At 63.8% G+C, this 25132-nt stretch carries 17 protein-coding genes and 4 tRNA genes; 20 read left to right on the forward strand and 1 reads right to left on the reverse strand.

What is annotated here, in order from left to right:
* Positions 1 to 318: 318 nt before the first annotated feature.
* Positions 319 to 3057, reverse strand: coding sequence for a TonB-dependent receptor (locus G4G00_RS01990; RefSeq protein ID WP_164270958.1), 2739 nt, complete (start codon positions 3055 to 3057; stop codon positions 319 to 321).
* A gap of 230 nt (positions 3058 to 3287) precedes the next feature.
* Here G4G00_RS01990 and G4G00_RS01995 point away from each other — a divergent pair, with 230 nt between their 5' ends.
* From G4G00_RS01995 to rpsJ, 20 genes are all read left to right on the forward strand, one after another.
* Positions 3288 to 4247, forward strand: a complete 960-nt coding sequence (locus G4G00_RS01995; protein WP_240336066.1) for a cyanophycinase — start codon at positions 3288 to 3290, stop codon at positions 4245 to 4247.
* A gap of 52 nt (positions 4248 to 4299) precedes the next feature.
* A complete protein-coding gene (locus G4G00_RS02000) occupies positions 4300 to 5313 on the forward strand; it encodes an isoaspartyl peptidase/L-asparaginase (protein WP_164270962.1) in 1014 nt (337 codons plus the stop codon).
* 136 nt (positions 5314 to 5449) lie between these two features.
* Positions 5450 to 5535, forward strand: a tRNA-Tyr gene (locus tag G4G00_RS02005).
* A gap of 24 nt (positions 5536 to 5559) precedes the next feature.
* Positions 5560 to 5633, forward strand: a tRNA-Gly gene (locus G4G00_RS02010).
* Between the two features lie 49 nt (positions 5634 to 5682).
* Positions 5683 to 5758: transfer RNA gene (locus tag G4G00_RS02015), tRNA-Thr, on the forward strand.
* 41 nt (positions 5759 to 5799) lie between these two features.
* On the forward strand, positions 5800 to 6990 hold the full coding sequence (tuf, locus tag G4G00_RS02020) for an elongation factor Tu (protein ID WP_108752270.1): 1191 nt from the start codon (positions 5800 to 5802) through the stop codon (positions 6988 to 6990).
* 103 nt (positions 6991 to 7093) lie between these two features.
* Positions 7094 to 7169 (forward strand) — tRNA-Trp (locus tag G4G00_RS02025).
* 50 nt (positions 7170 to 7219) lie between these two features.
* A complete protein-coding gene (gene secE / locus G4G00_RS02030; protein WP_108748648.1) occupies positions 7220 to 7633 on the forward strand; it encodes a preprotein translocase subunit SecE in 414 nt (137 codons plus the stop codon).
* A 10-nt stretch (positions 7634 to 7643) separates the two neighbouring features.
* Entirely contained in the window at positions 7644 to 8204 is a 561-nt protein-coding gene (nusG, locus tag G4G00_RS02035; protein ID WP_108748649.1) for a transcription termination/antitermination protein NusG, read from the forward strand.
* 295 nt (positions 8205 to 8499) lie between these two features.
* Positions 8500 to 8928, forward strand: a complete 429-nt coding sequence (rplK, locus tag G4G00_RS02040) for a 50S ribosomal protein L11 (protein ID WP_004145248.1) — start codon at positions 8500 to 8502, stop codon at positions 8926 to 8928.
* Positions 8929 to 8932: 4 nt separating this feature from the next.
* The gene (gene rplA, locus G4G00_RS02045; protein WP_108748650.1) at positions 8933 to 9631 is read left to right on the forward strand and encodes a 50S ribosomal protein L1; all 699 of its coding nucleotides are present in this window, start codon (positions 8933 to 8935) and stop codon (positions 9629 to 9631) included.
* Positions 9632 to 10017: 386 nt separating this feature from the next.
* Complete coding sequence (gene rplJ / locus G4G00_RS02050; protein WP_108748651.1) at positions 10018 to 10554, forward strand: 50S ribosomal protein L10; 537 nt, start codon at positions 10018 to 10020, stop codon at positions 10552 to 10554.
* Positions 10555 to 10617: 63 nt separating this feature from the next.
* A complete protein-coding gene (gene rplL, locus G4G00_RS02055) occupies positions 10618 to 10986 on the forward strand; it encodes a 50S ribosomal protein L7/L12 (RefSeq protein WP_108752271.1) in 369 nt (122 codons plus the stop codon).
* Between the two features lie 374 nt (positions 10987 to 11360).
* On the forward strand, positions 11361 to 15515 hold the full coding sequence (gene rpoB / locus G4G00_RS02060) for a DNA-directed RNA polymerase subunit beta (protein ID WP_108751480.1): 4155 nt from the start codon (positions 11361 to 11363) through the stop codon (positions 15513 to 15515).
* Positions 15516 to 15604: 89 nt separating this feature from the next.
* A complete protein-coding gene (gene rpoC / locus G4G00_RS02065; RefSeq protein WP_108748653.1) occupies positions 15605 to 19825 on the forward strand; it encodes a DNA-directed RNA polymerase subunit beta' in 4221 nt (1406 codons plus the stop codon).
* 282 nt (positions 19826 to 20107) lie between these two features.
* The gene (rpsL, locus tag G4G00_RS02070; RefSeq protein ID WP_004145320.1) at positions 20108 to 20482 is read left to right on the forward strand and encodes a 30S ribosomal protein S12; all 375 of its coding nucleotides are present in this window, start codon (positions 20108 to 20110) and stop codon (positions 20480 to 20482) included.
* Between the two features lie 12 nt (positions 20483 to 20494).
* On the forward strand, positions 20495 to 20962 hold the full coding sequence (rpsG, locus tag G4G00_RS02075) for a 30S ribosomal protein S7 (protein WP_108748654.1): 468 nt from the start codon (positions 20495 to 20497) through the stop codon (positions 20960 to 20962).
* Positions 20963 to 21100: 138 nt separating this feature from the next.
* Positions 21101 to 23242 (forward strand): elongation factor G, encoded by a 2142-nt coding sequence (gene fusA, locus G4G00_RS02080; RefSeq protein WP_108748655.1) that lies wholly within the window; start codon positions 21101 to 21103, stop codon positions 23240 to 23242.
* A 51-nt stretch (positions 23243 to 23293) separates the two neighbouring features.
* Positions 23294 to 24484 (forward strand): elongation factor Tu, encoded by a 1191-nt coding sequence (tuf, locus tag G4G00_RS02085; RefSeq protein WP_108752270.1) that lies wholly within the window; start codon positions 23294 to 23296, stop codon positions 24482 to 24484.
* Between the two features lie 332 nt (positions 24485 to 24816).
* Positions 24817 to 25128 carry a 30S ribosomal protein S10 gene (gene rpsJ, locus G4G00_RS02090; protein WP_005408208.1) on the forward strand — a complete coding sequence of 104 codons (312 nt, stop codon included), beginning with the start codon at positions 24817 to 24819 and terminating at the stop codon, positions 25126 to 25128.
* Positions 25129 to 25132: the final 4 nt, after the last annotated feature.

The raw sequence follows: 25132 nt of genomic DNA on the forward strand, positions 1-25132 counted from the left end.
GTAGTCGCCCACCTTGGTGGGCGCGCGGCAGGTCCATGCCCACCAAGGTGGGCATCTACCAAAGCCCGGTTTCCCTCGCATCCTGTGCTCTGGTAGTCGCCCACCTTGGTGGGCGCGCGGCAGGTCCATGCCCACCAAGGTGGGCATCTACCAAAGCCCGGTTACCCTCGCATCCTGTGCTCTGGTAGTCGCCCACCTTGGTGGGCGCGCGGCAGGCCCATGCCCACCAAGGTGGGCATCTACCAAAGCCCCGTGCCCAAACGAACAAGGCCCGCCAATGGCGGGCCCTGTTCTCCACAGCCTGCGCTGCAGTGCGCCTTACAGCGCGCTGCCACCAAACTTGTGGGTGTACTGCAGGTTGATCGTGCGCCCCACCGTGTCGAACCAGGAAACGTCGTAGTAGGGGTACGCCGTGTACGAGGCGTCCTTCGGCGGCATCTTGTTGAACACGTTCACCACCGACAGCGACAGCCGCGCGTGGTCGTCGAAGCGGTACTGCACCGACGCGTTGTAGCGGTAGGTCGCCTTGATGTACGGGCTGTCCCCGCTGTCCCAGTCGAACACCTGGTCGTAGCTGTCCGAGGTCGGCAGCTTGCCCAGGCGCGAACCGTACACCGTGGCCGACCACGCCGCCTTCTCCCAGGTCACGCTCAGGCTGGTCTTGGTGCGCGGAATGTCGAAGCCACTGTTCACCGCGAACTGGTCTTCCACCGGATCGCCCGGGAACTGCTGGAAGTCGTGCTTCTTCACCCAGGTGTGGTTGCCGTTGAAGGAGAACTCGCCGATGCCGGTCTGCACGCGCCAGCGCAGGCCCACGTCCACACCCTGGGTGCGCTCGCGGGCGATGTTCACCGGGTTCACGTGCACGCCGTACAGGCGGCCGTCGTCGGTGCGGGTCACCCGGGCCAGGGCATCCACGCAGGTGGCCGAGGTGGCGTCCACCTCGCCCAGGCGGCAGGCCGCCTCGTCGCGCAGGATCGCGTCCACGTTCATGTCCTGCACCTGGTTGCGCATGTCGATGTCGAACCAGTCCGCGCTGATGTCGAAGCCGCCGCCGGGCGACCAGACGAAACCGGCGCTCCACGAGGTGCTGGTTTCCGGATCGAGGCGACGGTTGCCTTCGCGGCTGCGGATCAGGTTCTCTTCGTAGTCGCTGCAGTCATCGGCGCCGTCGCTCAGGCAGCCGTAGTAGTCGTTGCCGGCGGTCTCGTCGTTGCCGGGGCCGGCGTACACGTAGTGCAGGTCCGGCGCACGGAACGCGGTGCCGTAGGAGCCGCGCACCAGCAGCGTGTCGATCGGTCGCCACTCCAGGCCGCCACTCCAGGTGGCCTTGCCGATCGTGTTGCCCGAATAGCGGTACTGGTCGTAACGGCCGGCCACGCTCAGGTTCACGCTGTCCAGCAGCGGCATGCGCAGCTCGGCGGCGGTGGCCCAGCGGTTGCGCGAGCCTTCGCCGTTGGAATCCTTCCAGCTGTAGTAGTAGTACTGCGTGGCCAGCGGATCGGGGTTCAGTGCGTAGGCCTGCTGACCCACTTCCATGGTGGCGGCAAAACCGGCATCGCCGCCGGGCAGACCGAACAGCGCGCCATTGGTCAGGGTAAAGGCGGCCGTTTCCGTGCGCGACTTCGGCGTATAGGTGGTGCGCGCGGCGATCGAATCGTATTCGGCGCGGGTCAGCGGACGGTACAGGCGGTCCGGATCGGCGTTGTAGATCGGGAAGCCATCATCATCCTCGCCCAGCTGCGGGCCCAGGAACAGATCGTTGGCCTTGGCCGCCACGATCTGCGGCCAGCTGATCCGCGACTGGTACTGCGAATGGCTCAGCGCGGCTTCGTAATCCCAGTTGCCGGCCAGGTTGCCCTTGAAGCCGGTGGTCACGCTGAAGGTCTTCTGCGTGCTGCGCACCATGGCGTTGCGCAGGCCGCCCATTTCCTCCGGCGAGAACTGGCGCTGCCAGAACTCGATTTCACCGGTGGCGGCATTGTTGAAGTAGCCCGACTCGTCACCATCGGCGGCCATGCGGCCCCACGAGGTGACATCGCGCATCAGCGCCAGGCTGTGGTAGCCCAGCTGCACATCGGCGAACCACTGCTGGCCGTTGTCGAAGTCGTAGCTGAGCGAGGCGTAGCCATTGGCGCCGCGGCGCTTGCTGAGGATGGTGCCGTAGCCGATCGACGCATCGCTGCCGCAGTAGTAACCGTAGCGCGGGCGGAAGGCATGGTAGGTGCTGCCGTTGTTCTGCACGGCCAGGGCATCGCAGGTGGCCGCACCCGGGTCCAGGTAGTCATCGTTGTAGTCGGTGCGCAGGTAAGCGCGGCGGGCGATGCGCGAGCCCTCGGTGGGGCCGTCCTGGGTCGAATCCTGCTGTTCGCGCTCGTACGCCCACAGCGGGGTCTGCGACTGCAGCTCCATGCTGTACACCGCGTTGAAGTTGCCGCGGCTGAAGCCACTGGCCAGGCTCATGTCGAACGAGTCGCCGCCGCCTTCGGTGGTGGTGCCCATGCGCACGTCCACCGTGGTGCCATCGGCCTGCTTCTTCAGGATGAAGTTGACCACGCCGGCAATCGCATCCGAGCCGTAGATGGCCGAGGCGCTGCCGGTCAGCACTTCAATGCGCTCGATCATGCCCAGCGGAATGTTGGACACGTCGGTGAAGTTGCTGCGGCCCTGGAACGGCATCGGGAAGTCGGCAATGCGGCGGCCGTTGACCAGCACCAGCGTGTGGTTCGGGCCCAGCCCGCGCAGATCGACCTGCTGTGCGCCGGGCGAGAAGTCGGCGCCGCTGGACGACTGCTGGCTCTGCGTCTCGCCGCCGTTCTGGGTCATCGCGCGCAGCACGTCCGGCACGCTGGTGAAGCCGGCCGACTGGATCTGCTCGGCGCTGATCACGGTGATCGGTGCCGGGCCTTCCACCTGCGCACGCGGAATGCGCGAGCCGGTGACCTGCACCGCGTCCAATTGTTGAACCGAAGCGGTCGCCGGATCCTGGGCCGCGGCCGAAGCAGCCACCCCCATCAACGCCAGCTGGATCGACCACGCCATCGCCTGTCTACGCATGAAGAATTCCCGGAAGTGATGCCGGCCCGCAGAGGAGGGGCCCTGTCCCCCATTCAGTTTTCCCGGATGGGCGCGCGCATTTAACGCCTTTTTTATGTCCTTGACTACTGTCTTTCTATCTGGCAAAGAGTGAAAACGGTTGCAAGTCGATTCTGTTCAGGGAGATCAGCATGCGACGGGCCTTTTCCGGTCTCTGGCTTCGCCTGGCCCTGTGCACGGGGATCGCGCTGGTGTGGGCGCTCCCGGCCGCTGCACAGACCCTGCAGGATCCCGGCTTTGCCTATTACGAGACCGGCGACCTCGACGCGCCCCGACCGGGCCCGCGCGCGCCGGCGATGATGCTGATGGGCGGCGGCGAGTGGGTGCCGGAGGCCTTCCAGTGGTGGTTGCGGCAGGCGGGCAACGGCCGTGTGCTGATCCTGCGCGCCTCCGGCGGCGACGACCTGCAGCAACGCCTGCACAACGACATTGGCGGCACCACCGCGGTCCAGACCCTGGTCTTCGACAGTCGCCGCGGTGCCGACGATCCGGCCGTGCTGCGGGTGGTTGCGGCGGCCGACGCGATCTTCATCGCCGGCGGCGACCAGGCCCGCTACATCCGCTTCTGGAAGGGCACGGCGCTCAACCGGGCCCTCAATGCCCACGTCCGCGCCGGCAAGCCGATCGCTGGAACCAGTGCCGGGCTGGCGATCCTGGGTGGCTATGCCTATGGCGCGCTGGATGGCGGCAGCATCGATTCGGCCAGTGCGTTGGCCGACCCGCGTGGCGCGGCCGTCACCCTCGACCATGGCTTCCTGCAGATGCCTTACCTGCAGCGCGTGGTCACCGACACCCACTTCGACAAGCGCGACCGCCTCGGCCGCCTGATCGTCTTCGTCGCCCGGGCCGCGCAGGACAGTGGCGATCCGGACATGGTCGGCATCGGCGTGGACGAAGATACCGCCCTGTGCGTGGAGCCCGATGGCCAGGCCCGTGTCTACAGCGCGGACGGGCAGGGCAAGGTCTGGGTGGTGCGCCCCGGGCGTGGCGCCGACCACCTGGTCGACGGCGAGCCGCTGCGCTTCCATGCCGTGCCGGTCACGGTGGTCGCCTCGGGTGGCCGCCTGCGGCTTGATGATTTCCAGGCCGACGTGGACGATCAGATGCTGGCTGACATCGATGACGGCCTGATCGAGCTCACCCGCCGCTAGCGTCGGGCGTGGCCCGGCGCTATCGAACCTCATTCCCCTGGAGACGTACCCGATGAAACTGCGCCTGGCGCTGTCTGCCCTGTTGTCCCTGCCCCTGCTCGCGCAGGCGGCTGCACCCTCACCGCTGCTGGTCATCCATGGCGGCGCAGGCGTGGAGCGCAAGGACCTGTCGCCTGCCGAGGAAAAGGCGGCGCGCGACGCCTTGAAGGCGGCGTTGCTGAAGGGCCACGCCGAGCTGGCCGCGGGCCGCCCGGCGCTGGCCGCAGTGACGGCCGCGATCACCGTGCTGGAGGACGATCCGACCTTCAACGCAGGCAAGGGCGCGGTGTTCACCCATGACGGGCGCAACGAGCTGGATGCGGCGGTGATGGACGGCGCCAGCCAGGCCGCCGGTGCGGTGGCGGGCGTGCAGCGGGTGCGCAATCCGATCCTGCTGGCGCAGACGGTCATGCAGAAATCCCGCCACGTGATGATGGTGGGGCAGGGTGCCGAGGCGTTTGCCGCCGAGCAGGGCATCACCCTGGTCGATCCCTCCTACTTCCGTACCGAAAAGCGCTGGCAGCAGCTGCAGCGGGCACTGAAGGAAGAGGCCAGTGGCCAGGCCCATGCCGATCTGGAAACGGCCAGGCACTTCGGCACGGTCGGTGCGGTGGCGCTGGACGCGCAGGGCCATCTGGCGGCAGGCACCTCCACCGGCGGCATGACCAACAAGCGCTACGGTCGGGTCGGCGATTCGCCGATCATCGGCGCCGGCACCTGGGCCGACGCGCAGTGCGCCGTGTCCGGTACCGGCTGGGGTGAGTACTACATCCGTACCGCGGCGGCGCACGAGATCTGCGCGCGCATCCGCTACCAGGCGCAGTCGCCGGAACAGGCGGGCAGGGCGGTGATCAACGAGATGATTCCGAAGATGGGCGGCGACGGTGGCGCGATCGTGCTCGCCGCAGACGGAAAAATGGCCACGCCGTTCAACACCCAGGGCATGTATCGGGGCTGGATTGGCGCCAACGGTGTGCCACATGTCGCTATTTTCGCCAGCGATCCCCTGCCGCTTCCCGGGCAATAACCTTGTGCATCAAGGGGTTTGCAACAACGTGTGAAAAAAGTGGAAAAAAGCGTTGACAGCCCCCCGCCTCATCAGCAGAATAAGCGGCTCACCACCACACACCGCACCGCTTCGGCGGCACGGGATGGGGCGGTAAGGAGGGATACCCAAGCGGCCAACGGGGGCAGACTGTAAATCTGCTGGCTTACGCCTTCGGTGGTTCGAATCCACCTCCCTCCACCAGTTTCACGTTGTGACATTCCCGGCGCGGGAGTAGTTCAATGGTAGAACCTCAGCCTTCCAAGCTGATGGTGCGGGTTCGATTCCCGTCTCCCGCTCCATTGAATGAACTTTGAATATTATCGAGTTCGTGTCATAATGCAAAACTCGGCTCACGTAGCTCAGTCGGTAGAGCACTTCCTTGGTAAGGAAGAGGTCGAAGGTTCGATTCCTTTCGTGAGCACCATCTTAAGCATCACCTCTCAGACGAATTCGAGATAAGCAGCCATGGCCAAGGGTAAGTTCGAGCGCACCAAGCCGCACGTCAATGTCGGCACCATCGGTCACGTCGACCACGGCAAGACCACGCTGACCGCCGCACTGACCAAGATCGGTGCCGAGCGCTTCGGTGGTGAATTCAAGGACTACTCGGCGATCGACGCCGCGCCGGAAGAAAAGGCGCGTGGCATCACGATCTCGACCGCGCACGTCGAATACGAATCCACCACCCGTCACTACGCCCACGTCGATTGCCCGGGCCACGCTGACTACGTCAAGAACATGATCACCGGTGCCGCCCAGATGGACGGCGCGATCCTGGTGTGCTCGGCCGCTGACGGCCCGATGCCGCAGACCCGCGAGCACATCCTGCTGTCGCGTCAGGTCGGCGTGCCGTACATCGTCGTGTTCCTGAACAAGGCCGACATGGTTGACGATGCTGAGCTGCTGGAACTGGTCGAAATGGAAGTCCGCGAACTGCTGAGCAAGTACGAGTTCCCGGGCGACGACACCCCGATCATCTCGGGTTCGGCTCGTCTGGCGCTGGAGGGCGACCAGAGCGACATCGGCGTGCCGGCGATCATCAAGCTGGTCGACGCGCTGGACACCTGGATTCCGGAGCCGGAGCGTGCCGTCGACAAGCCGTTCCTGATGCCGGTGGAAGACGTGTTCTCGATCTCGGGCCGCGGCACCGTGGTGACCGGTCGTATCGAGCGCGGCGTGATCAAGGTCGGCGAAGAAATCGAAATCGTCGGCATCCGTCCGGTGCAGAAGACCACCGTGACCGGCGTCGAAATGTTCCGCAAGCTGCTGGACCAGGGCCAGGCAGGCGACAACGCCGGTCTGCTGCTGCGCGGCACCAAGCGTGACGACGTCGAGCGCGGCCAGGTTCTGGCCAAGCCGGGCACCATCAAGCCGCACACCACCTTCGAAGGCGAAGTGTACGTGCTGTCGAAGGACGAAGGCGGCCGTCACACCCCGTTCTTCAACGGCTACCGCCCGCAGTTCTACTTCCGTACCACCGACATCACCGGTAAGGCCAACCTGCCGGAAGGCGTCGAGATGGTGATGCCGGGCGACAACGTGAAGATGGTTGTCGAGCTGATCAACCCGGTGGCAATGGACGAAGGCCTGCGCTTCGCCATCCGCGAAGGCGGCCGTACCGTCGGCGCCGGCGTGGTCTCCAAGATCATCGCGTAAGCCTGCAGTGCCGGCGGTTGCATAGCGCCGCCGGTTACGCGAATGGCGGGCCGGGAACCTCGGTCCGCCTTCGCCGTCTAAGGGAAGGCAAGTTTCAATCTGTACGCCAGTAGCTCAATTGGCAGAGCAGCGGTCTCCAAAACCGCAGGTTGGGGGTTCGAGTCCCTCCTGGCGTGCCATCTGCCACCCTATCCAGCGGCCCAGCCGTCGCTAAAGCAGATATAGCCCGATGAATAGCAAGATCGAACACTCCAAGGATACTTCCGCCACCGGTGGGGATATCGTCAAGTACGCCCTGGCCTCGCTGCTGGTGCTGGCTGGTCTGTTCGTCTGGTTCTGGTTCTCCGCTGATTCCGGTCGTGCCACCCAGTTGGGGGCGTGGACGGGTCAGCTGCGTGCGTTGGCGGTGGTGGTCGGTCTGGTTGGCGGTGTCGGCGTGTTCATGCTGACCGGCAAGGGGCGCGACACCCGCGAATTCCTCTCCGAGTCGCGCTTCGAACTGCGCAAGGTGGTCTGGCCGACGCGCCAGGAAGCCGTTCGCATGACCTGGGTCGTGATTGTCGTGGTGGTCATCCTCAGTCTGCTGCTGGGTGGCTTCGACTTCCTGATCCAGAAACTGACTCAGTGGTTCCTGAGCCGCTAAGGAGAAATGCATGAAGCGTTGGTACGTCGTTCACGCCTATTCGGGCTTCGAGAAGTCGGTTGCGCAGGCCCTGCGTGATCGCATCGCCCGTGATGGCATGGAAGAGCGCTTCGGCGACGTCCTGGTCCCGACCGAAGAAGTGGTCGAGATGCGTGCCGGTCAGAAGCGTCGTTCCGAGCGCAAGTTCTTCCCGGGTTACGTGCTGGTCCAGATCGAGACCCACGAAGAAGCCGGCATTCCGCGCATCGACAACGAAAGCTGGCACCTGGTGAAGGAAACCCCGCGCGTGATGGGCTTCATCGGCGGCACCGCCGATCGTCCGCTGCCGATCGCCGATTCCGAAGCCGAGGCCATCCTGAACCGCGTTCAGGAAGGCGTGGAAAAGCCGCGCCCGAAGGTGCTGTTCGAGCCGGGCCAGATGGTCCGCGTCACCGACGGCCCGTTCAACGATTTCAATGGCGTCGTCGAAGAAGTCAACTACGAGAAGAGCCGTCTGCGCGTCTCGGTGCTGATCTTCGGTCGTGCCACCCCGGTCGAGCTCGAGTTCGGCCAGGTCGAAAAGGCCGTCTGACCGCCTGTAGAGTCGAGCCATGCTCGACTCTCGGCCTCGGAGGGTGGTTCAGTCGAGCATGGCTCGACTCTACAAGAGGAACCGGGCATTGCCCGGTTTCCTTCGTTTACGTGCTGCTTCAGGCACGTGAAGAAAAAACCTGCTATAGTGCGCGGCTCCCGCTGGGATGCCAGCGGAGCCAGGCCGCCGCAAGGTGGCCTTCGGCATGATTTCAAAACGCGATGCCGGGACGCGTGATTCCCGGTCCGATGGGGAGCCTGTTGTCGAAAGGCGCTAGCACCCGGAGAGCACTCAAATGGCAAAGAAAGTTGTCGGTTACATCAAGCTGCAGGTGAAGGCCGGTCAGGCCAACCCCTCGCCGCCGGTCGGTCCTGCGCTGGGTCAGCGCGGCCTGAACATCATGGAATTCTGCAAGGCGTTCAACGCTGCCACGCAGAAGCTCGAGCCGGGTCTGCCGGTTCCGGTGATCATCACGGCCTACTCGGACCGTACGTTCACCTTCATCACCAAGAGCACCCCGGCCACCACCCTGCTGAAGAAGGCCGCTGGCATCTCGTCGGGCTCCAAGCGCCCGAACACCGAGAAGGTCGGCAAGGTCACCCGTAAGCAGCTGGAAGAGATCGCCAAGGCGAAGGAACCGGATCTGACTGCCGCCGACCTGGACGCCGCCGTGCGTACCATCGCTGGCTCTGCCCGTTCCATGGGCCTCGTGGTGGAGGGTTAATAAGATGGCACAGACCAAGCGTGAGAAGGCCATCAAGGCCGCCGTTGTCCCGGGCAAGTCGTACGCCTTCGAGGACGCGATCAACATCCTGAAGAGCGCCACCAAGGCCAAGTTCGTCGAGTCGATCGACGTTGCCGTGCGCCTGGGCGTCGATGCGAAGAAGTCCGACCAGCAGGTCCGTGGCTCCACCGTGCTGCCGGCTGGTACCGGCAAGTCGGTCCGCGTTGCCGTGTTCGCTCCGGCCGGTGCCAAGGCTGACGAAGCCCTGGCCGCTGGCGCCGAAGCCGTCGGTATGGACGACCTGGCCGAGAAGATGCAGGCCGGCGATCTGAACTACGACGTCGTCATCGCGACCCCGGATGCCATGCGCGTCGTTGGTAAGCTGGGCACCGTGCTGGGCCCGCGCGGCCTGATGCCGAACCCGAAGGTCGGCACCGTTTCCCCGAACCCGGGTGAAGCCGTGAAGAACGCCAAGTCGGGCCAGGTCCGTTACCGCACCGACAAGGCCGGTATCATCCACTGCACCATCGGCAAGGCCGACTTCGCCGAAGACGCGCTGAAGTCGAACCTGACCGCGCTGCTGCTGGACCTGATCAAGGCCAAGCCGGCTACCTCGAAGGGCACCTACCTGCAGAAGGTTTCGGTCAGCTCGACGATGGGCCCGGGCGTCACCGTCGACCAGTCGTCGCTGACCCTGAAGTAATTGTTTCAAGCGGTCACGGTACCTTCGGGCACCGTGACCGTGACATTTGAAGGCATCGCCGGCCGTACACCGCCGGCGGTAGCCGTCAAAGACCGCAGGCGCGGTCGTGGCAATACCGGCGACGGGCACGGAAGCTCGATATGGCAGGGAGTCGCCGCCGGCGCAGCAATGACCGCTTAATCGATTCCCCGGAATCAACCTGCGTAGATGGTGCCCTTCTGGAGTTTTTCTGGTTCACGCACGTCTGGGATCTTCCCCGATTGCACTCCAGGTCTGGAACGGCCCACCCCCGGAACATCATTCCGATGTTCCCGGCGTCCAGGACGGATGCCGCACAGGACCGCACACGGCAGGAGCCGTAAGCGGAGTTCAATTGGAGGAGTGCAATGGCTCTCAATCTGTCCCAGAAGCAAGAAGTAGTCGCCGAGCTGGCAGACGTCGCCGCCAAGGCCCACTCCTTGATCGCAGCTGAATACGCTGGCACCACGGTCGCTCAGATGACCGCGATGCGTAAGCAGGCTCGTGAAACCGGTGTTTTCTTGAAGGTTGTCAAGAACACCCTGGCGTCGCGCGCTGTTGAAGGCACCGAGTTCGCAGTCGCACAGGACCAGATGGTTGGTCCGCTGCTGTACGCGTTCTCGCTCGAGGAGCCCGGCGCAGCCGGTCGCCTGATCAAGGAAGCCGCCAAGGGCAACGACAAGCTGAAGGCTAAGGTCGTCGCCATCGGTGGTGAAGTGTTCCCGGCAAGCCACGTCGACGTGCTGGCATCGCTGCCGACCCGCGACCAGGCCCTGGCCATGCTGGCCCGCGTCCTGACCGAGCCGGTCACGATGTTTGCCCGCGCCATCAAGGCAATCGGCGACAAGCAGGGTGGTGGCGACGTCGCCGCCGACGCTGCTGAACCGGCCGCCGAGACCGCCTGAGTTTCGACTAATCGTGGTTCCTGACGGAACCTCAATCCAGAAAAACATCCAAAGGTAATTATCATGTCCCTTACCAACGAACAGATCGTCGACGCCATCGCCGAGAAGTCCCTGATGGAAGTGATGGAGCTGGTCAAGGCCATCGAAGAAAAGTTCGGCGTCTCCGCCGCTGCTCCGGTTGCCGTGGCTGCTGCCGCTGGCCCGGCTGCCGCTGTTGAAGAGCAGACCGAATTCACCGTCACCCTGAAGACTGCCGGCGACAAGAAGGTCGAAGTCATCAAGGCCGTCCGCGCCATCACCGGCCTGGGCCTGAAGGAAGCGAAGGACCTGGCCGAAGCCGGTGGCGTCCTGAAGGAAGGCGCTTCGAAGGACGAAGCCGAGAAGATGAAGAAGGACCTGGAAGCTGCTGGCGCGACTGTCGAAGTCAAGTAAGCACTTCCCTTGCATCGTCATCGATTCACGGCGATGCAGCCAAGGCTGGGGGCGTAAGCCCCCGGCCTTTGGTCGTTCCTGCGGTGCTGTGGATCCGAACCCATCGGTAGATCCACGCCCTGCGTGGAACACGTCGGTAGATCCACGCCATGCGTGGATGCAACAAGCGGCAAAAAGCCCAACACGGGCTGCAGTCAAACCCCGGCCGGCCAGCGCAGCGCGCGGCAGCAGGGGCGCGGTAGCAGACGAGTTGGCAGTTGGAAGTAGCGGGAGAAGGCGTGCTGGTGCCGGCAATACCAGCGACTTCCAACTGACAATTTCAAGTTCCCTTCGGGTTGTGGACGCACGACCCGCACAACAAGGTGGAAGACCTCATGACGTCCTATTCGTTCACCGAAAAAAAGCGCATCCGCAAGGATTTCGGCAAGCAGCGCTCGATCCTGGAAGTTCCCTTCCTGCTCGCCATCCAGGTGGATTCCTACCGTGATTTCCTCCAGGAAAACGTCGATCCGGCCAAGCGCGCCGATTACGGCCTGCACGCTGCGCTGAAGTCGGTCTTCCCGATCGCCAGCTACAGCGGCAATGCCGCCCTGGAATACGTCGGCTACAAGCTGGGCGACCCGGTCTTCGACGAGCGTGAGTGCCGCCAGCGTGGCATGAGCTACGGCGCGCCGCTGCGCGTCACCGTGCGCCTGGTCATCTACGACCGTGAGTCGTCGACCAAGGCCATCAAGTACGTGAAGGAGCAGGAGGTCTATCTGGGCGAAATCCCGCTGATGACCGAAAACGGCACCTTCATCGTCAACGGCACCGAGCGCGTCATCGTCTCGCAGCTGCACCGCTCGCCGGGTGTGTTCTTCGACCACGACCGTGGCAAGACCCACAGCTCGGGCAAGCTGCTGTACAGCGCCCGCATCATTCCTTACCGCGGCTCCTGGCTGGACTTCGAGTTCGACCCGAAGGACGCGCTGTTCACCCGTATCGACCGCCGCCGCAAGCTGCCGGTGTCGATCCTGCTGCGCGCGCTTGGCTACAGCAACGAAGAGATGCTGGCCGAGTTCTTCGAGATCAACACCTTCCACATCAACCCGGATGAAGGCGTCCAGCTGGAGCTGGTGCCCGAGCGCCTGCGTGGCGAAACCCTGGGCTTCGACCTCGCCGACGGCGACAAGGTCATCGTGGAAGCCGGCAAGCGCATCACCGCGCGCCACATCAAGCAGCTGGAAGCCTCGGGCATTGCCGCCCTGGCCGTGCCGGACGACTACATCGTCGGCCGCATCCTGTCGCACGACGTGGTTGATGCGTCGACCGGTGAACTGCTGGCCCAGGCCAACGACGAAATCAGCGACGAACAGCTGCAGAACTTCCGCAAGGCCGGCGTCGATGCGGTGGGCACCCTGTGGGTGAACGACCTGGATCGTGGCCCGTACCTGTCCAACACCCTGCGCATCGATCCGACCAAGACCCAGCTGGAAGCCCTGGTCGAAATCTACCGCATGATGCGTCCGGGCGAGCCGCCGACCAAGGATGCCGCGCAGAACCTGTTCCACAACCTGTTCTTCACCTTCGAGCGCTACGACCTGTCCGCGGTCGGCCGCATGAAGTTCAACCGTCGCGTGGGCCGCAAGGAAACCACCGGCGAAGCCGTGCTGTACGACCGCAAGTACTACGGCGAGCGTAACGACGAAGAATCCAAGCGCCTGGTTGCCGCCCACGGCGACAGCTCCGACATCCTGGACGTGATCAAGGTCCTGACCGAGATCCGCAACGGTCGCGGCGTGGTCGATGACATCGATCACCTGGGCAACCGTCGCGTGCGTTCGGTCGGTGAAATGGCCGAAAACGTGTTCCGCGTGGGCCTGGTCCGCGTCGAGCGCGCGGTCAAGGAACGCCTGTCGATGGCCGAGTCCGAAGGCCTGACCCCGCAGGAGCTGATCAACGCCAAGCCGGTCGCCGCAGCCATCAAGGAGTTCTTCGGCTCCTCGCAGCTGTCGCAGTTCATGGACCAGAACAACCCGCTGTCGGAAGTGACCCACAAGCGTCGCGTCTCGGCCCTGGGCCCGGGCGGTCTGACCCGTGAGCGCGCCGGCTTCGAAGTGCGCGACGTGCACCCGACCCATTACGGCCGCGTCTGCACCATCGAAACCCCGGAAGGCCCGAACATCGGCCTGATCAACTCGCTGGCCGTGTACGCCCGCACCAACCAGTACGGTTTCCTCGAGACCCCGTACCGCAAGGTCGTGGACGGCAAGGTGTACGACGAAGTCGAATTCCTGTCGGCCATCGAAGAAAACGAGTACGTCATTGCGCAGGCCAACGCGCTGACCGACGCCAACAGCGTGCTGACCGAGCAGTTCGTTCCCTGCCGCTTCCAGGGCGAATCGCTGCTGAAGCCGCCGGCAGAAGTCCACTTCATGGACGTCTCGCCGATGCAGACCGTGTCGATCGCAGCCGCGCTGGTTCCGTTCCTGGAGCACGATGACGCCAACCGTGCACTGATGGGCGCCAACATGCAGCGCCAGGCCGTGCCGACCCTGCGTGCGCAGAAGCCGCTGGTGGGTACCGGCATCGAACGCGCCGTGGCCCGTGACTCGGGTGTGACCGTGAACGCCCGTCGTGGTGGCGAGATCGTGCAGATCGACGCCGCGCGCATCGTGGTGAAGGTGGTTGAAGAAGAAATCGTCGGCGCAACCGATGCCGGCGTGGACATCTACAACCTGGTCAAGTACACCCGTTCGAACCAGAACACCTGCATCAACCAGCGTCCGCTGGTCCAGGTGGGCGACATCATCGCCCGCGGCGACGTGCTGGCCGACGGTCCGTCCACCGACATCGGCGAACTGGCCCTGGGCCAGAACATGCTGATCGCGTTCATGCCGTGGAACGGCTACAACTTCGAAGACTCCATCCTGCTCTCCGAGCGCGTGGTGGAAGAGGATCGTTACACCACGATCCACATCGAAGAGCTGACCTGCGTTGCGCGTGACACCAAGCTGGGGCCGGAGGAAATCTCCGCCGACATCCCGAACGTTTCCGAGCAGGCGCTGAACCGCCTGGACGAAAGCGGCGTGGTGTACATCGGTGCCGAAGTCCGCGCCGGCGACATCATGGTCGGCAAGGTCACCCCGAAGGGCGAAAGCCAGCTGACCCCGGAAGAGAAGCTGCTGCGCGCGATCTTCGGCGAGAAGGCTTCGGACGTGAAGGACAGCTCGCTGCGCGTTCCGCCGGGCATGGACGGCACCGTCATCGACGTGCAGGTCTTCACCCGCGATGGCATCGAGAAGGACAAGCGCGCCCGTCAGATCGAAGAGTCTGAAATCAAGCGCGTCAAGAAGGACTTCGACGACCAGTTCCGCATCCTGGAAGCGGCCATCTACATGCGTCTGCGTTCGCAGATCGTGGGCAAGGTGGTCAACGGTGGCGCCGGCCTGAAGAAGGGCGACGTGATCTCCGACGCCTTCCTGGACGGTCTGAAGAAGGCCGACTGGTTCGCCCTGCGCATGAAGGACGAGGACGCTTCGGAAGCCATCGAGCGCGCACAGAAGCAGATCCAGGCGCACGAGAAGGAATTCGAGCGTCGCTTCGCCGACAAGCGCGGCAAGATCACCGCCGGCGACGACCTCGCCCCGGGCGTGCTGAAGATGGTCAAGGTGTTCCTGGCCGTGAAGCGCCGCATCCAGCCGGGCGACAAGATGGCAGGCCGCCACGGCAACAAGGGTGTGGTGTCCAACGTGGTGCCGGTCGAGGACATGCCGTACATGGCCTCGGGCGAAACCGTGGACATCGTGCTGAACCCGCTGGGCGTGCCGTCGCGTATGAACATCGGGCAGATCCTGGAAGTGCACCTGGGCTGGGCCGCCAAGGGTCTGGGTCGCAAGATCCAGGCGATGATGGAAGCCCAGGCGGCCGTGGCCGACCTGCGCAAGTTCCTGGACGACATCTACAACCACGATGACACCAACGTGGCCAACCGTGTCGACCTGTCGCAGTTCAGCGACGAGGAACTGCTGCGCCTGGCCCGCAACCTGACCGACGGCGTGCCGATGGCCACCCCGGTGTTCGACGGTGCCACCGAAGCGGAAATCAAGCGCATGCTGGAACTGGCCGACCTGCCGAGCAGTGGCCAGACCCAGCTGTACGACGGCCGCACCGGTGAAGCCTTCGATCGCCACACCACCGTTGGCTACATGCACTACCTGAAGCTGAACCACCTGGTCGACGACAAGATGCACGCCCGTTCGACCGGTCCGTACTCGCTCGTCACCCAGCAGCCGCTGGGCGGCAAGGCGCAGTTCGGCGGCCAGCGCTTCGGTGAAATGGAAGTCTGGGCGCTGGAAGCCTACGGCGCGGCCTACACCCTGCAGGAAATGCTGACGGTGAAGTCCGATGACGTGCAGGGCCGCAACCAGATGTACAAGAACATCGTCGACGGTGAGCACGAGATGGTCGCGGGCATGCCGGAATCCTTCAACGTGCTCGTGAAGGAAATCCGCTCGCTGGCCATCAACATGGAACTGGAAGACAACTGATCCATGCCGGCGCGGCGGTTACCGCCGCCGCGCCGCTGGCAGTGAACTGAAAGCCCATCGACACAGCATTCCTCCTTTCGGAGAACACCATGAAAGACCTGCTCAACCTCTTCAACCAGCAGCGCCAGACGCTGGACTTCGACGCGATCAAGATCGCGCTGGCCTCGCCGGACCTGATCCGCTCGTGGTCCTTCGGCGAAGTGAAGAAGCCGGAAACCATCAACTACCGTACCTTCAAGCCGGAACGTGACGGCCTGTTCTGCGCCGCCATCTTCGGCCCGGTGAAGGACTACGAGTGCCTGTGCGGCAAGTACAAGCGCATGAAGCACCGCGGCGTGGTCTGCGAAAAGTGCGGCACCGAAGTGACCCTGGCCAAGGTGCGCCGCGAGCGCATGGGCCACATCGACCTGGCATCGCCGGTCGCGCACATCTGGTTCCTGAAGTCGCTGCCGTCGCGCATCGGCCTGATGCTGGACATGACCCTGCGCGACATCGAGCGCGTGCTGTACTTCGAAGCCTACGTGGTGACCGAGCCGGGCCTGACCGCCCTGGAGCGCCGCCAGCTGCTGACCGAAGAACAGTACCTGCAGGCCCGCCAGGAGCACGGTGACGACTTCGACGCCGCCATGGGCGCCGAGGCCGTGTACGAACTGCTGCGCACCATCGACCTGCAGTCGGAAATGACCCGCCTGCGCGAAGAAATCGCCAGCACCGGTTCGGAAACCAAGCTGAAGCGACTGACCAAGCGCATCAAGCTGATCGAAGCCTTCCTGGAATCGGGCAACCGTCCGGAATGGATGGTCATGACCGTGCTGCCGGTGCTGCCGCCGGACCTGCGTCCGCTGGTCCCGCTGGACGGCGGCCGCTTCGCGACCTCCGACCTGAACGACCTGTACCGCCGCGTCATCAACCGTAACAACCGCCTGCGCCGCCTGCTCGAACTGAGCGCGCCGGACATCATCGTGCGCAATGAAAAGCGCATGCTGCAGGAATCGGTCGATGCGCTGCTGGACAACGGCCGTCGCGGCCGTGCCATCACCGGCACCAACAAGCGCCCGCTGAAGTCGCTGGCCGACATGATCAAGGGCAAGCAGGGTCGCTTCCGCCAGAACCTGCTGGGCAAGCGCGTGGACTACTCGGGCCGTTCGGTCATCGTGGTCGGTCCGTACCTGCGCCTGCACCAGTGCGGCCTGCCGAAGAAGATGGCGCTGGAACTGTTCAAGCCGTTCGTCTTCGCCAAGCTGCAGCGTCGTGGCCTGGCCACCACCATCAAGGCCGCCAAGAAGCTGGTCGAGCGCGAAGAAGCCGAAGTCTGGGACATCCTGGAAGAGGTCATCCGCGAACACCCGGTGATGCTGAACCGTGCGCCGACCCTGCACCGTCTGGGCATCCAGGCGTTCGAGCCGGTGCTGATCGAAGGCAAGGCCATCCAGCTGCACCCGCTGGTCTGCACCGCGTTCAACGCCGACTTCGACGGTGACCAGATGGCCGTCCACGTGCCGCTCTCGCTGGAAGCCCAGCTGGAAGCGCGTGCGCTGATGATGTCCACCAACAACATCCTGTCGCCGGCCAACGGCGAGCCGATCATCGTGCCGTCGCAGGACGTCGTGCTGGGTCTGTACTACATGACCCGCTCGCTGGAAAACAAGAAGGGCGAGGGCATGGCCTTCGCCAACATCGCCGAAGTCAAGCGCGCCTACGACAACCGCGTGGTGGAACTGCACGCGCGCGTCAAGGTCCGCATCACCGAAGTGGTGACCGACGAGGAAGGCAACAAGCAGAACAAGACCTCGATCGTGGACACCACGATCGGTCGCGCCCTGCTGGCTGAAATCCTGCCGGAAGGCCTGCCGTTCGCGCTGGCCAACACCGAGCTGACCAAGAAGAACATCAGCCGCCTGATCAACTCCAGCTACCGCCAGCTGGGTCTGAAGGACACGGTCGTGTTCGCCGACAAGCTGATGTACACCGGCTTCGCCTACGCGACCCGCGCCGGCGTCTCCATCGGCATCGACGACATGCTGATCCCCGACGAGAAGAAGGGCATCCTCACCGAGGCCGAAGCCGAAGTGCTGGAAATCCAGGAGCAGTACCAGTCGGGCCTGGTCACCGCCGGCGAGCGCTACAACAAGGTGGTCGACATCTGGTCGCGTACCAATGAACGCATCGCCAAGGCGATGATGGACACCATTGGTACCGAGAAGGTGGTCAACGCCAAGGGCGAAACCATCGACCAGAAGTCGATGAACTCGCTGTACATCATGGCCGACTCCGGTGCGCGAGGCAGCCAGGCGCAGATCCGTCAGCTGGCCGGCATGCGCGGCCTGATGGCCCGTCCCGATGGCTCGATCATCGAGACGCCCATCAAGGCGAACTTCCGCGAAGGCCTGAACGTGCAGGAGTACTTCAACTCCACCCACGGTGCCCGTAAGGGTCTGGCCGATACCGCGCTGAAGACCGCGAACTCGGGTTACCTGACCCGTCGTCTGGTCGACGTGGCGCAGGACGTGGTGATCACCGAGGTGGATTGCGGTACCACCGAAGGCCTGATCATGACCCCGATCGTGGAAGGCGGCGACGTGGTCGAGCCGTTGAAGGACCGCGTGCTGGGTCGCGTGGTTGCCGAGGACGTGTTCCTGCCGGGCAACGACGAAGATCCGATCGTGACCCGCAACACCCTGCTCGACGAAGCCTGGGTGGCCAAGCTGGAAGATGCCGGCGTGCAGACCATCAAGGTCCGCTCGACCATCTCCTGCGAATCGGCCTTCGGCGTCTGCGCTCGCTGCTACGGCCGCGATCTGGCCCGTGGCCACCTGGTCAACATCGGTGAAGCGGTCGGCGTCATCGCCGCCCAGTCCATCGGTGAGCCGGGTACCCAGCTGACCATGCGTACGTTCCACATCGGTGGTGCGGCGTCGCGAGCTGCTGCGGTCGACAACATCACCGTCAAGACCACCGGTTCGGTCAAGTTCAGCAACCTCAAGTCGGTCGAGCACGCCAACGGCTCGCTGGTGGCAGTGTCGCGCTCGGGCGAAATCTCGGTGCTCGATGCCCACGGCCGTGAGCGTGAGCGTTACAAGCTGCCGTACGGTGCCACCATCACGTCCAAGGACGGTGATGCGATCAAGGCTGGCCAGACCGTGGCCAACTGGGATCCGCATAACCACCCGATCGTGTCGGAAGTGGCCGGTTTCATCCGCTTCATCGACTTCGTCGACGGCATCACCGTCATCGAAAAGACCGATGAACTGACCGGTCTGGCTTCGCGCGAAATCACCGATCCGAAGCGTCGTGGTGCACAGGCCAAGGACCTGCGCCCGATCGTGCGCATCGTCGACGCCAAGGGCAACGACCTGTCCATCCCGGGCACCGATCTGCCGGCGCAGTACCTGCTGCCGCCGCGTTCGATCGTCAACCTGCAGGACGGCGCGCCGGTGGGCGTGGGCGACGTGGTCGCCAAGATCCCGCAGGAAGCGTCCAAGACCCGCGACATCACCGGTGGTCTGCCGCGCGTGGCCGATCTGTTCGAAGCGCGCAAGCCGAAGGATCCGGCGGTGCTGGCCGAGCGTTCGGGCATCATCAGCTTCGGTAAGGACACCAAGGGCAAGCAGCGCCTGATCATCAAGGACACCGATGGTTCGGAACACGAAGAGCTGATTCCGAAGTACCGCCAGGTGATCGTGTTCGAAGGTGAGCACGTGACCAAGGGCGAAACCATCGTGGACGGCGAACCGAGCCCGCAGGACATCCTGCGTCTGCTGGGTGTCGAACCGCTGGCCGCCTATCTGGTGAAGGAAATCCAGGACGTGTACCGCCTGCAGGGCGTGAAGATCAACGACAAGCACATCGAAGTCATCACCCGCCAGATGCTGCGCAAGGTCGAGATCACCGACCAGGGCAGCAGCAAGTTCCTGAACGGTGAACAGGTGGAGCGTCAGCGCGTGATCGAGGAGAATGCGCGCCTGGCCACCCGCAGCGAACTGCCGGCTCACTTCGATCCGGTGCTGCTGGGTATCACCAAGGCATCGCTGGCCACCGAATCGTTCATCTCGGCGGCGTCGTTCCAGGAAACCACCCGCGTGCTGACCGAAGCTGCCGTCCGCGGCACCAAGGACAACCTGCGCGGCCTGAAGGAAAACGTCATCGTCGGCCGTCTGATTCCGGCCGGTACCGGCCTGTCCTACCACAGCAGCCGCCGTCGTGGCGCTTCGGGTCTCACCGACTCGGAGATGCAGGCCCTGACCGGTACCCCGGCCGCGGCTGAAGCACCGGCCGCCGAAGTGGAAGCTGAACAGGCTTCGGAAGACTGAAATACCGGTCCGGCCGCAACGCCGGACCACCCCGTCGGTGCAACGACGGGATTGGGACAGGGCAGGGTGGACCGCTCGCGGTTCACCCGGCCAACCTGAACGGGGTACATGGAGGCCCCCCAGTAACGTTCCAGGATCAGGAACGGGCTTGACAGAACGCGTTTGACTGCGTTCCTGACAGGTTGCTACAATCGTCTGTCTCAGCAGGCCAGAAATTTGGCCTGCTTTAACATTTCCGCATCTCTGGCCGGATTTCCGGCCACCAATCAGAAGAACCTACTGATGGCGACGATCAACCAGCTGGTCCGCAAGCCGCGGCAAGCTACTACGTACAAGAGTGCCTCGCCGGCGCTCGATAAGTGCCCGCAGCGCCGTGGCGTCTGCACGCGCGTCTACACCACCACCCCGAAGAAGCCGAACTCGGCTCTGCGCAAGGTTGCCAAGGTCCGCCTGACCAACCAGGAAGAAGTCATTTCCTACATCGGCGGTGAAGGCCACAACCTGCAGGAGCACTCCGTGGTCCTGATCCGTGGCGGTCGCGTCAAGGATCTGCCGGGTGTGCGTTACCACACCGTTCGTGGCTCGCTCGACGCCGCCGGCGTTGCCAAGCGTCGCCAGGCCCGTTCCAAGTACGGCGCCAAGCGTCCGAAGGCATAAGGAGAGACCACTATGTCGCGTAAGGGTAATACTCCGCAGCGTTCCGTCCTGCCGGATCCGAAGCACGGAAGCGAAACCATCGCCCGTTTCATCAACATGGTCATGCAGAGCGGCAAGAAGTCCGTCGCTGAAAAGATCGTGTACGGTGCCATGGACGTCATCTCCGAGAAGAACGCCAACTCGATCGAGCTGGTGCAGAAGGCTCTGGACAACGTCGCACCGGCGGTCGAAGTGAAGTCGCGTCGCGTCGGCGGCGCCACCTACCAGGTGCCGGTCGAAGTGCGCGCCTCGCGCAAGATGGCCCTGGCCATGCGTTGGCTGATCGACTCCGCGCGCAAGCGTGGTGAGAACACCATGCCGAAGAAGCTGGCTGCTGAACTGATCGACGCCGCGGAAAACCGTGGTGGCGCCATCAAGAAGCGCGAAGAAACCCACCGCATGGCCGAAGCCAACAAGGCATTCGCCCACTACCGCTGGTGAGTTTGACGGCCTTGTAAAACAGGCAGGGCAGCACCATCACGGTGCTGCCTCGCGGCCCCAGAAGGGCTGCGCCAATCCGAAGGCCGCCGCAAGGCGGCGTTCGGCCATCCGAAATCCAAGAAATCTGAGAGGCTCCCCGTGGCCCGTTCCACTCCCATCGAGCGTTACCGTAACTTCGGCATCATGGCCCACATCGATGCCGGCAAGACCACCACGTCCGAGCGCATCCTGTTCTACACCGGCAAGAGCCACAAGATCGGTGAAGTGCACGACGGCGCCGCCACCATGGACTGGATGGAGCAGGAACAGGAACGTGGCATCACGATCCAGTCCGCTGCCACCACCGCGTTCTGGAAGGGCATGGACAAGTCCCTGCCGGAGCACCGCTTCAACATCATCGACACCCCCGGGCACGTCGACTTCACCATCGAAGTGGAGCGCTCGCTGCGCGTGCTCGACGGTGCGGTGTTCGTGCTGTGTGCCGTCGGTGGCGTGCAGCCGCAGTCGGAAACCGTGTGGCGCCAGGCCAACCGCTACAAGGTGCCGCGCATTGCGTTCGTCAACAAGATGGACCGCACCGGCGCCAACTTCTACAAGGTCCGTGACCAGCTGAAGGCCAAGCTCGGCGCCGTCGCCGTGCCGATGCAGCTGCCGATCGGCGCTGAAGAAGGCTTCAAGGGCGTTGTCGACCTGCTGAAGATGAAGGCCATCCACTGGGATGAAGCTTCGCAGGGCATGAAGTTCGAGTACGGCGAAATCCCGGCCGAGCTGCAGGAAAAGGCTGAAGAAGCCCGTACCTTCATGATCGAGACCGCGGCTGAAGCCAGCGAAGAGCTGATGGAAAAGTACCTGGGCGGCGAAGAGCTGGCCGAGTCGGAAATCATCAACGCGCTGCGTACCCGTACCCTGGCCACCGAAATCGTCCCGATGTACTGCGGTTCGGCGTTCAAGAACAAGGGCGTGCAGGCCATGCTGGACGGCGTGATCCAGCTGCTGCCGTCGCCGGTTGACGTGCCGGACGTGACCGGTACCGACGTGGACGACGAAAACGTCGCCATGACCCGCAAGTCCGACGACAAGGCTCCGTTCTCGTCGCTGGCCTTCAAGATCATCACCGACCCGTTCGTCGGCGCGCTGACCTTCTTCCGTGTCTACTCGGGCACCCTGAATGGCGGCGACACCGTGCTGAACTCGGTGAAGGGCAAGAAGGAGCGCATCGGCCGCATCCTGCAGATGCACTCGAACAACCGCGAAGAAATCAAGGAAGTTCTGGCCGGTGACATCGCCGCTGCCGTGGGCCTGAAGGACACCACCACCGGTGACACCCTGTGCTCGATCGACCAGCCGATCATCCTGGAGCGCATGACGTTCCCGGAGCCGGTGATCTCGATGGCCGTCGAACCGAAGACCAAGTCGGACCAGGAAAAGATGGGTCTGGCCCTGGGCCGTCTGGCGCAGGAAGATCCGTCGTTCCGCGTCAAGACCGACGAAGAATCCGGCCAGACCATCATCTCGGGCATGGGCGAGCTGCACCTGGACATCATCGTCGACCGCCTGAAGCGCGAGTTCAACGTTGAAGCCAACGTCGGCGCGCCGCAGGTGGCCTACCGCGAAACCATCACCCTGGCTGACGTGAAGTCGGACTACAAGCACGCCAAGCAGTCCGGTGGTAAGGGTCAGTACGGTCACGTCGTGATCGAACTGTCGCCGATCACCGCTGAAGACCGTGCCGATGCCAAGATCGCTCCGCTGATCAAGGACGACTTCCTGTTCATCAACGACATCACCGGTGGTGTGATTCCGAAGGAATTCATCCCGTCGATCGAAAAGGGCCTGCGCGAAACCATCACCAGCGGTCCGCTGGCTGGCTTCCCGGTCGTGGACGTCAAGGTGAAGCTGGTGTTCGGCTCGTACCACGACGTCGACTCGTCGGAAATGGCGTTCAAGCTGGCCTCGTCGATGGCCTTCAAGCAGGGCTTCTCCAAGGCCAAGCCGGTCCTGCTGGAGCCGATCATGAAGGTCGAGATCGTGACCCCGGAAGACTACCAGGGTGACGTGATGGGCGACGTCAGCCGTCGTCGCGGCGTGCTGCAGGGTTCCGACACCACCGGTGACGGCTCCGCTTCGATCATCAACGCGATGATCCCGCTGGGTGAAATGTTCGGCTACGCCACTGCGCTGCGTTCGCAGACCCAGGGCCGCGCCACCTTCACCATGGAATTCGACCATTACGAGCCGGCGCCGAACAACATCGCCGAAGCCGTCATGAAGAAGGGCTGAGCCTCGCTCAGCCTCTCCTGAAAACCACTTTCAAAATCAAGGTAAACAACAATGGCAAAGGGTAAGTTCGAGCGCACCAAGCCGCACGTCAACGTCGGCACCATCGGTCACGTCGACCATGGCAAGACCACGCTGACCGCCGCACTGACCAAGATCGGTGCCGAGCGCTTCGGTGGCGAATTCAAGGATTACTCGGCAATCGACGCCGCTCCGGAAGAGAAGGCTCGTGGTATCACGATCTCGACCGCGCACGTCGAATACGAATCCACCACCCGTCACTACGCTCACGTCGATTGCCCGGGCCACGCTGACTACGTCAAGAACATGATCACCGGTGCCGCCCAGATGGACGGCGCGATCCTGGTGTGCTCGGCCGCTGACGGCCCGATGCCGCAGACCCGCGAGCACATCCTGCTGTCGCGTCAGGTCGGCGTGCCGTACATCGTCGTGTTCCTGAACAAGGCCGACATGGTTGACGATGCTGAGCTGCTGGAACTGGTCGAAATGGAAGTCCGCGAACTGCTGAGCAAGTACGAGTTCCCGGGCGACGACACCCCGATCATCTCGGGTTCGGCTCGTCTGGCGCTGGAGGGCGACCAGAGCGACATCGGCGTGCCGGCGATCATCAAGCTGGTCGACGCGCTGGACACCTGGATTCCGGAGCCGGAGCGTGCCGTCGACAAGCCGTTCCTGATGCCGGTGGAAGACGTGTTCTCGATCTCGGGCCGCGGCACCGTGGTGACCGGTCGTATCGAGCGCGGCGTGATCAAGGTCGGCGAAGAAATCGAAATCGTCGGCATCCGTCCGGTGCAGAAGACCACCGTGACCGGCGTCGAAATGTTCCGCAAGCTGCTGGACCAGGGCCAGGCAGGCGACAACGCCGGTCTGCTGCTGCGCGGCACCAAGCGTGACGACGTCGAGCGCGGCCAGGTTCTGGCCAAGCCGGGCACCATCAAGCCGCACACCACCTTCGAAGGCGAAGTGTACGTGCTGTCGAAGGACGAAGGCGGCCGTCACACCCCGTTCTTCAACGGCTACCGCCCGCAGTTCTACTTCCGTACCACCGACATCACCGGTAAGGCCAACCTGCCGGAAGGCGTCGAGATGGTGATGCCGGGCGACAACGTGAAGATGGTTGTCGAGCTGATCAACCCGGTGGCAATGGACGAAGGCCTGCGCTTCGCCATCCGCGAAGGCGGCCGTACCGTCGGCGCCGGCGTGGTCTCGAAGATCATCGCGTAATCTGGTAGTATCTGCGCCCCGATGTTGCCTGGGTAGGGCATCGGGGCGTATCAAATGGGAAAGCAGGCACAGGATGTGCCTTGTGTTCCCCGGACCAGGAACGGTCAATGCCATTCAGGCGGCGTCAACAGGCAACTGTTGACAGCTGCCTTGCGTGCCATTATGCTTCCACGTCTGGGCAGACCGGGAAACTGGCCTGCCTACGTTTTTGGGGTCTATGGATTGACCTTGTCGGCCTGCAGGAGTGCGGGCCGTCTGTATTCAGGGATTTCACGGGACAAAGCAACCCAGAGGCTTTGTCTGTCGCTCTTTTAACGAAGGAACCTACCGCCATGGCGGACCAAAAGATCCGGATCCGGCTGAAAGCGTTCGATCATCGTCTGATCGACCGTTCGGCCAGCGAGATCGTTGAAACGGCCAAGCGGACCGGCGCGCAAGTGCGTGGCCCGATCCCGCTGCCGACCAAGATCGAGCGTTACACCGTCCTCGTTTCCCCGCACGTCGACAAGGACGCGCGTGACCAGTACGAGACCCGCACGCACAAGCGCGTGCTCGATATCGTTGACCCGAATGACAAGACCGTGGACGCGCTGATGAAGCTCGAACTGGCTGCCGGCGTCGACGTTCAGATCAAGCTGACCTGAGGAC

Origin of the sequence: Stenotrophomonas sp. B1-1, from assembly GCF_010894375.1 — a bacterium.
GTDB lineage: Bacteria > Pseudomonadota > Gammaproteobacteria > Xanthomonadales > Xanthomonadaceae > Stenotrophomonas.